We start from the raw sequence: 8,227 nt of genomic DNA, 5'->3' as shown, positions 1-8,227 counted from the left end.
GGATGTCGCGGGGCCCGTGCCCCGCGACATCCGCATCGGCAGTACTGCTGCTAACCGACGCCGTGGTCGGCGTTGTAGCGGGCGAGCACGTCGTCGATCGGGCCGTCGAGCACGAGCGCGCCCTTGTCGAGGTAGAGGCCGCGCGTGCAGAACCGGCGGAGATCGCGTTCGTTGTGCGAGACGAAGAAGAGCGTGCGGCCGCCGGCGAGCAGTTCGTCGATGCGGCGGTAGCACTTCTCGCGGAACGCCTTGTCGCCCACCGCGAGCACCTCGTCGACGAGCATGATCGGTTCCTCGAGCTGCGAGATCACCGCGAAGGCGATGCGCACCTTCATGCCGCTCGAGAGGTGCTTGTAGGGCGTGTCGAGGAAATCGCCGATGTCGGCGAACTCGATGATCTCGTCGAACTTCGCGTCGATCTGCGCGTTCGTCATGCCGTGCAGTCCCGCCGTCAGGTAGACGTTGTCGCGCACGGTGAGATCGTCGACGAACCCGCCGGTGATCTCGATGAGCGGGGCGACGCCGCCCGTGATCTCGACGGTGCCCTCGTCGGCGATCATCACGCCCGCGACGAGCTTCAGCAGCGTCGACTTGCCCTGGCCGTTGCGGCCGACCACCCCGATGGCCTCGCCGGGGCGCACCTCGATCGAGACGTCCCGCAGCGCCCAGAACTCGCCGGGGCGGGTGCGGCGGCGGCGGCCGGCGAGCAGGTCCTTGAACGAGCGGCGACCACGGCGGTTGCGGCGGAAGCGGATGCCGAGCCCGGTCGTGCGAATGGCGAAGGGTGCCGAGGAGACGGCGGTCGTGGCATCCAAATCAGATCTCCTTCAGCACTTGGCGCTCCGAGGAGCGGAACACCCACAGGCCGACCGCGAGGATCGCGAGCGACATGAGCGCGGAGATCGCGACGTTGAACCAGTCGAGTTCGTCGGGGTAGAACCCGGCGCGGTAGATGCCGAAGATGCCGGAGAGCGGGTTGAACGCCGCCCAGAAGTGCAGCTGCGGCGGCAGGTCGGTGACGCCGTAGATGATGGGAGAGGCGTAGAACAGGAACCGCAGGGCGAGCTTGACCGCTCGCTCGAGGTCGCGGAAGAACACCACGAGCGGTGCCACGACCAGCGCGACGCCTGCGGTGAGCACGGCCTGCATCACGATCGCGATCGGGAACAGCGCGAGCTCCCAGTGGAGCTGGATCTCGTCGCGGAAGATCACGACGAACAGCGCCAGCACGGGCAGCGCGAGCAGGAACTCGATGCCCTTCGAGAGCACGATGCGGTTGACCCAGATCGTTCTCGGGATCATGGTCGAGCGCACGAGCTTGGCGTCCTTCAGGAAGGCGCGCGTCGAATCGGAGACCGACCCGTTGAACCACATCCACGGCAGCAGGGCCGACAGCAGGAAGACGAGGTAGGGCTCGGTGCCCACCGGCCGCTGGAAGACCTGGGTGAAGACGAACCAGTAGATGCCCGCCATCACGAGGGGGTCGAGCACCGACCACACGTAGCCGAGCGCGGACGTCGAGTAGCGCACCTTCAGGTCGCGCGTCGTGAGCAACCACAGCGAATGGCGGTACCTGGCCCACGGCGTCCGCTGCAGCGGATGGGCATCACCGTATGCTCTCGACACCGTGCTCATCACGCTCTCATCGTAGATGCCGTACCGGGGTAGATTTGTCTCAGACGGGTGGCAAGTGCCGAGCCCAGTCGGAAGGAGCCTCGTGCACCGCACCAGCACCCGCGTGATCCTGAGCTGCGCCGCGATCGGCGTCGGCGGCGGCCTGTTCGCCGCAGGAGCGGGCTACGCCGCCGGGCTCATCGCCGGCATCGCCCCGATGCTCTACGGCATCACGATCGGCTCGCACTTCCTGCCGAGTGCCGTGGCGCTCGCGCTGCTCAAGCGTCCGGGCGTGGGCATCCTCACCGGTTTCATCGCGGGACTCGTCGGTGCGGCGTTCGCCCCGCACTGGATCCTGCGCTTCCTCGGCACGGGTCTCCTCGTCGGCGCGCTGCTCGAGCTGCCGTTCTTCATCACGCGCTACAAGAACTGGTCGCCGTGGCTGTACTACGTCGCCGCGGGGGCCTCCGGCCTCATCCTCGCCGCCGGCACCTTCATCGCCCTCGGCCCCGAGCACTACGCGCCGTGGTTCTGGGCGCTCTACCTCGCGATGTTCGCGCTGAGCCCCATCGCCTTCACCTGGCTCGGCCGGGTGATCGCCGCGTCGCTCGCCAGGGCCGGCGTGGCCCGCACCCTGACGACGGGGCGCTGAGCCCCCTCGGCGCAGACGGCAGAAAACGAAGAGAGCGGATGCCTCGTGGCATCCGCTCTCTTCTGCTGTGTTGTGCTGCAGGTCACACGAAGTGGTTCGCGCGCTCCAGGTCTTCGGCGAAGTCGATCTCGACCGCGTAGAGGTCGGAGATGTCCATCGGCTCGACGAGGAGGCCGTTCTGCTCGATCGCGAGCTCGAGGCCGCGCTCGAAGTAGTCCTGGTCGCCCACGCGCTGCAGATGCGCGAGGAACGTGGCCTTGTCACGGCTCGAGATGTAGTTGATGCCCACGGCCTCGCCGAGACCGCCCTTGACGGTCTTGGACAGCGCCTTGATGTAGCCCTCGGCGCTCGTCGTGTACTTCACCTCTTCATCAGAGACCTTCGAGGTGTTGACCGTGACGAAGGACTGGTCCCGAGCGATGTAGGGCAGCGCGCGGTCGAGGATCGACGGGTCGAAGACGACGTCGCCGTTCATCCACAGCACGCCGCCGGGCTGCGACGCCGCGAGGGCGCGCATGAGGCTCTTCGAGGTGTTCGTCTGGTCGTACTCCTCGTTGTAGACGAACGACGCCTGCGGGAACGCCTCGATGATGTGCTCGAGCTTGTAGCCGACGACGATCGTCACGTTGGCGTTGCCGCCGAACGCGTGCTCGATGTTGTCGAACTGCTGGCCCATGATGGTGCGGCCGTCGCTGAGTTCGGTGAGGGGCTTGGGGAGGGATCGCCCGAGCCGGCTCCCCATGCCGGCCGCGAGAATCACGATCTGGGTCACTGCATCTCCTTCGGTGGGTCGGATGCCCCGGGCCCCCCTCCTCGTCGCCGAGGATTGGCCCGGATTTCATCCGGAAGTTCACATATGGACACGCCGTTATGCCGGTACTCAGGATATCGGGGCCGTCCGCTGCCCACCATGTGGGGGTCAAGGTCGTAGTGCGATCGTGATACGACACTCAGCCGATACCCAGTCTCCCTTCGCAATCGCCTCCCGACAAGGCTCGCAAGGGCGGTACTGATTGATAGGTTGTCTGGGTGACTTCCGTTTCGCGCTCCGAACACGACGACGAAACTGCCGAAGGCACCGGCGCGGGGGCGTCCGAATCGACGCAGTCCCAGCCGGCGCGTTCGACAGCGGCGGCGAAGCGCCCTGCGCGCACGTCCGCTCCGAAGACGACCGACGCCGCGACGGCGAGGTCGGCGAAGTCGACGGCGGCGAAGAAGTCCGCGGCCGCGACCGGGTCGAAGACCGCAGCCGCGAAGACGACGGCCGCCAAGACCGCCGCCGCGAAGACGACGGCCGCGAAGACGGCTGCCGCGAAGAAGCAGGCCGCCGCTGCAGCCGCAGCCGAGTCTGTCGAGTCCGCCGAAGGCGAGACGCTCGAGACCCCGCCGGCCTCCAAGCGCACGGCCGCGTCGCGCACCGCCTCCGCGAAGGCCGCAGCTGCGCGCGGCGAGGCCGCCAAGACCACGAGGGCTCCGCGTGCCACCGCGGCCAAGAGCACCGCGACCACCCGCACCGAGGCCGCAGCCACGGCAGCGTCGCGCCGTCAGTCGCAGCAGGTCGCTGCGGCGCTCACCACCGAGACGACGGCCGCCGAGCGGCCCACCCGCAAGGCTCCCGACACCGCCGCGGCGACGGTGTCGGAACCCCCGGTCGCGCCCGAGGGTCGCGCCGTGCGGTCCGAGATCGACGAGGAGACGGTGGAGCGCGCGCCGACTCGCCCGATCACCGGCACCGCAGCAGCAGCCTCGGCCGCGGCACTCGCCGGCAGCGAGGTCGCTGAGGCGCCCGCAGCAGAGTCCCCGGTCGTGGCTCCCGCCGCGGAAGCCCCGGTCGTCAGCGCCCCGTCGCCCGTAGCCGAGACGAGCGACGCCGTCGCCGCGGCATCCGGCAGCGCGGCCCAGGCCGTCGCGGTGATCCAGCCCGTCAAGAAGCCCGCGGCCCGCAAGAAGCGCTCGCTGCGCCCGGCTCGCAGCGCACCTCCGGCGACCGCGCCGAGGGTGCTCGCGATCGAGGGGCTCGTGAAGAAGTTCGGCGAGAACACTGCCGTCGACGGCATCAGCCTCGAGGTGCGCGCCGGCTCGTTCTTCGGCATCGTCGGCCCGAACGGCGCCGGCAAGACGACGACCCTCTCGATGGTCACCGGGCTCCTTCGCCCCGACTCGGGGTCCGTCCGCATCCACGACATCGACGCGTGGGCCAACCCCCAGGCGGCCAAGCGCGCCACGGGCGTGCTGCCCGACCGCCTGCGGCTGTTCGACCGGCTGACCGGTGCGCAGCTCCTCTACTACTCGGGAGTGCTGCGCGGTCTCGACAGCCGCACCGTGCGCGAGCGCAGCGCCGACCTGATCACGGCGTTCGGCCTCGACGACGCCGTCGACCGCCTGGTCGCCGACTACTCCGCGGGCATGACCAAGAAGATCGCGCTCGCGTGCGCCATGATCCACTCGCCGCGCCTTCTCGTGCTCGACGAGCCGTTCGAATCCGTCGACCCCGTGTCTGCGGCGAACCTCACCGAGATCCTCGAACGCTACGTGGCGGGCGGCGGCACCGTCGTGCTCTCGAGCCACGGCATGGATCTCATCGAGCGCGTCTGCGACTCCGCGGCGATCATCGTGGCCGGTCGCGTGCTCGCGGCCGGAACGCTCGACGAGGTCCGCGCCGGGCAGACCCTCGAAGACCGATTCGTCGAGCTCGCCGGCGGACGCAAGGCTGCGGAAGGCATGGAATGGTTGCACAGTTTCTCCGACTGAAACTGAGGCTGCTCGGCAACATCTTCCAGCGCAGCACCTGGCAGGTCGTCGGCATCGTCATCGGGCTGATCTACGGGCTCGGTCTCGCGGCACTGCTGTTCGCCTCGCTCGTCGGGCTGCGCTTCGTCGATGACGTCGACACCATCCGCGACGCCTTCGTCGTGGCCGGATCGATCACCGTGCTCGGCTTCATCGTCGTCCCGCTGATCTTCGGGGTCGACGACACGATGGACCCCCGGCGATTCGCACTCTTCGGCCTGCCCGACCGCTCGCTCGCGATCGGGCTCGCCGTGGCGGCCGTCGTCGGCATCCCGGCGCTCGTGCTCGCCATCGTGCTGCTCGGCACCGTGGTGACCTGGTCGCGCGGATTCGGCGAGACCCTCCTCGCGATCCTCGCCGCGGCGATCGCCTTCGCCACCTGCCTGCTGCTCGCGCGCGTCGCCACCGGCCTCGCCTCCCTGCTGCTCGCGACCCGACGGGCCCGCGAGCTCAGCGGCGTGCTCGGCCTGCTCCTGATCGTCATGGCGTCGCCGATCATCGTCGTGCTCGTCTCGGTCGACTGGGAGAGCTCGGGCGCCGAGGTCATGGCATCCATCGCCGGCGTGCTCTCCTGGACCCCGTTCGGCGCGGCCTTCGCGGTGCCCGGCGATGCAGCCGCTGGCGAGTGGGGCGCCGCGATCGTCAAGTTCCTGATCGCCGCGGCGAGCCTCGTGGTCATCTGGTTCGGCTGGAAGTCCCTCGTCGCCAAGATGCTCGTGACCCCCGGCCGCGAGGCCTCGGCGAAGAGCTACCGCGGTCTCGGCTGGTTCGACCGGCTCCCGCAGGGCGCCGCCGGCGCCGTCGCCGCACGCAGCTTCACCTACTGGTTCCGCGACGCCCGCTACTGGGTCTCGCTCGTCATGGTGCCGATCGTGCCCGTCATCGTGATGGTGCCGCTCAGCCTCGCCGGCGTGCCGACCGAGTACCTCTGGCTCATCCCGGTGCCGCTCATGTGCCTGTTCCTCGGCTGGAGCCTCCACAACGACACCGCCTACGACTCGACGGCCGTCTGGCTGCACGTCGTCTCCGGCGTGCGCGGGATCTCCGACCGCATCGGCCGCCTCGTGCCCGTGCTGATCGCGGGAGTGCTCGTCATCGGCCTCGGCAGCGCCGTGACGGTCTTCGTGCTGAACGACTGGCGCCTGCTGCCGTCGCTCCTCGGCGTGAGCACCGCGCTGCTGCTTGCGGGCCTCGGGGTCGGCTCGATCACGTCGGCCAGGTTCCCGTATCCCGCGGTCAAGCCCGGCGACAGCCCGTTCCAGCAGCCGCAGGCCACCGGCACGATCACGGCGCTCGTGCAGTCCATCACGATGATCGGCTCGCTGCTCATCGCGCTGCCCGCCGTGGTGTTCGCCGCGCTCGGCATCCTGGTCGATCCGGCATGGCACGCGGCATCCTTCGCCTCGGGAGTCGGTCTCGGTCTGCTCGTGCTGGTGGTCGGCGTGATGGCGGGCGGCCGGGTCTTCGACCGCCGCGGCCCCGAGATCGTCGGTGCCGCGATCCGCGCGTAGAATCGAACGCATGATCTCCTCCGTGCGCGTGAGCATCGCCGACCCCGGTTCGCCGGGTGGCGGCACCGACGTTCTCGACCGCGAGCTCGAGAAGCTCCTGAACGAAGAGGCCATCGAGCCCGGCGACCACGAGCGGTTCTCGCACTACGTGCAGAAGGACAAGATCCTGCAGTCGGCCCTCACCGGCAAGCCCGTGAAGGCGTTGTGCGGCAAGAAGTGGACCCCGGGGCGCGACCCCGAGAAGTTCCCCGTCTGCCCGACCTGCAAGGCGATCTACGAGAAGATGAAGGCGGAGTAGCCCGCGCTCAGCGGTACGACGTCGGGATCACGGGTTCGCCGCGACCCAACCGGAACGCCTCGATCGGCAGCTCCTGCATGACCGTGGAGCGGTGCGCGCGCGCAGCCTCGGTGCCCGCCTCGCCGAGGAACGCGGGGTCGGGTTCGCCGCCGGCCATGAGCTGCACCATGAGCGGGCGCAACTCGGTGCCCGCCTCGAATTCCGCCTCGCCGTCGGGGCCGTCGCCCACGAAGACGAGTTCCTCGCGAGCGGTGAGGGTCGAGTCGAGGCGGCGCGCGGCGTTCTTGCGGCCGCCGACGCTCGCCTTCTGCGTCGACGCCTTCGCGACGGAGACCCACTCGCCGGCGTCGTCGCGACGTGCGACGAGCTTGAACACCATGCCCGCTGCCGGGAACCCAGAGCCGGTGACGACCGCCGTGCCGACGCCGTAGGCGTCGACCGGGGCACCCGAGAGCCCGGCGATCGTGAACTCGTCCAGATCGCTCGTGACGGTGATGCGCGTGTCGACGGCGCCGAGCGTGTCGAGCTGCTCGCGCACCGCGGCGACGACGGTCGGCAGGTCGCCCGAGTCGATGCGCACGGCGCCGAGCTCGGGTCCGGCGACCTTCACGGCGAGCTCGACGCCCTTCGTGATGTCGTAGGTGTCGACGAGCAGGGTCGTCTTCGGCCCGAAGGCCTCGACCTGGGCCCGGAACGCACTCTCTTCGGTGTCGTGCAGCAGCGTGAACGCGTGCGCGGCGGTGCCCATCGTCGGGATGCCCCAGGTGCGCCCCGCCTCGAGGTTCGAGGTGGCGTCGAATCCCGCGATGTAGGCGGCTCGCGCAGCGGCGATCGCCGAGCCCTCGCTCGTGCGGCGGGAGCCCATCTCGGCGATCGGCCGGCCGAGGGCGACGGAGACCATGCGCGCGGCGGCGCTCGCGACCGACGAGTCGTAGTTGAGGGTCGAGAGCACGACGGTCTCGAGCATGACCGCTTCGGCGAACGTCGCCTGGATCGTGAGCAGCGGCGAGCCGGGGAAGTAGGCCTCACCCTCGCGGTAGCCCCAGATGTCGCCCGTGAACCGGTAGTCGGCGAGCCAGTCGAGGGTCGCCGGCCGCACCACCTCATGCGCGCGGAGCCACTCGAGCTCGGCCTCCTCGAAGCGGAACCGCTGGATCAGCTCGAGCAGGCGCCCGGTGCCCGCGACGACGCCGTAGCGCCGCCCGTCGGGCAGGCGCCGCGCGAAGGCCTCGAACAGGCTCTCGCGATGGGCGGTGCCGTCGAGCAACGCGGCATCGACCATCGTCAGTTCGTATCGGTCGGTGAAGAGCGCTGCTGAGCCGGTCACCCGCCCAGCCTATCGAGGAGGGTGCGCTCAGCGAG

8 protein-coding genes are annotated in these 8,227 nt (G+C 69.7%); 4 read left to right on the top strand and 4 right to left on the bottom strand.

Annotation, left to right across the window (positions count from 1 at the left end):
• Nucleotides 1-50: 50 nt before the first annotated feature.
• Both ESP57_RS17025 and ESP57_RS17020 read right to left on the bottom strand, forming a co-directional pair.
• Nucleotides 51-815, bottom strand: coding sequence for an ABC transporter ATP-binding protein (locus ESP57_RS17025; protein WP_200941751.1), 765 nt, complete (start codon nt 813-815; stop codon nt 51-53).
• A 1-nt stretch (nt 816) separates the two neighbouring features.
• Nucleotides 817-1,635 (bottom strand): ABC transporter permease, encoded by an 819-nt coding sequence (locus ESP57_RS17020; protein ID WP_056014266.1) that lies wholly within the window; start codon nt 1,633-1,635, stop codon nt 817-819.
• Nucleotides 1,636-1,717: 82 nt separating this feature from the next.
• Here ESP57_RS17020 and ESP57_RS17015 point away from each other — a divergent pair, with 82 nt between their 5' ends.
• A complete protein-coding gene (locus ESP57_RS17015) occupies nt 1,718-2,266 on the top strand; it encodes an ECF transporter S component (RefSeq protein WP_056014263.1) in 549 nt (182 codons plus the stop codon).
• Nucleotides 2,267-2,348: 82 nt separating this feature from the next.
• Here the strand turns inward: ESP57_RS17015 and ESP57_RS17010 are convergent, their stop codons facing one another.
• Nucleotides 2,349-3,038, bottom strand: coding sequence for a phosphocholine cytidylyltransferase family protein (locus ESP57_RS17010; protein ID WP_268753237.1), 690 nt, complete (start codon nt 3,036-3,038; stop codon nt 2,349-2,351).
• A gap of 257 nt (nt 3,039-3,295) precedes the next feature.
• Between ESP57_RS17010 and ESP57_RS18905 the strand changes: the two genes are divergently transcribed.
• From ESP57_RS18905 to ESP57_RS16995, 3 genes are read left to right on the top strand one after another with little or no spacing between them, the layout of a single operon-like run.
• Entirely contained in the window at nt 3,296-5,017 is a 1,722-nt protein-coding gene (locus ESP57_RS18905) for an ABC transporter ATP-binding protein (RefSeq protein ID WP_424220155.1), read from the top strand.
• A complete protein-coding gene (locus ESP57_RS17000) occupies nt 4,993-6,567 on the top strand; it encodes a hypothetical protein (protein WP_056014260.1) in 1,575 nt (524 codons plus the stop codon). The genes ESP57_RS18905 and ESP57_RS17000 overlap by 25 nt, the downstream gene beginning before the upstream one ends.
• Nucleotides 6,568-6,577: 10 nt before the next feature.
• Entirely contained in the window at nt 6,578-6,865 is a 288-nt protein-coding gene (locus ESP57_RS16995) for a DUF3039 domain-containing protein (RefSeq protein WP_056014257.1), read from the top strand.
• Between the two features lie 7 nt (nt 6,866-6,872).
• On the opposite strand, the gene ESP57_RS16990 is transcribed toward ESP57_RS16995, so the two are convergent.
• Nucleotides 6,873-8,192 carry a nicotinate phosphoribosyltransferase gene (locus tag ESP57_RS16990; protein WP_082571619.1) on the bottom strand — a complete coding sequence of 440 codons (1,320 nt, stop codon included), beginning with the start codon at nt 8,190-8,192 and terminating at the stop codon, nt 6,873-6,875.
• Nucleotides 8,193-8,227: the final 35 nt, after the last annotated feature.

Origin of the sequence: Agromyces fucosus, from assembly GCF_004134865.1 — a bacterium.
GTDB classification, from domain to species: Bacteria; Actinomycetota; Actinomycetes; order Actinomycetales; family Microbacteriaceae; genus Agromyces; species Agromyces fucosus.
The sequence above is the reverse complement of the archived record's forward strand: the minus strand, read 5'-3'. Positions and strand labels throughout refer to the sequence as shown.

Coding starts and splice junctions, on each gene's coding strand:
- ESP57_RS17020 (WP_056014266.1), bottom strand. CDS start 1,635: ATGAGCACGGTGTCGAGAGCATACGGTGATGCCCATCCGCTGCAGCGG.
- ESP57_RS16995 (WP_056014257.1), top strand. CDS start 6,578: ATGATCTCCTCCGTGCGCGTGAGCATCGCCGACCCCGGTTCGCCGGGT.
- ESP57_RS17000 (WP_056014260.1), top strand. CDS start 4,993: ATGGTTGCACAGTTTCTCCGACTGAAACTGAGGCTGCTCGGCAACATC.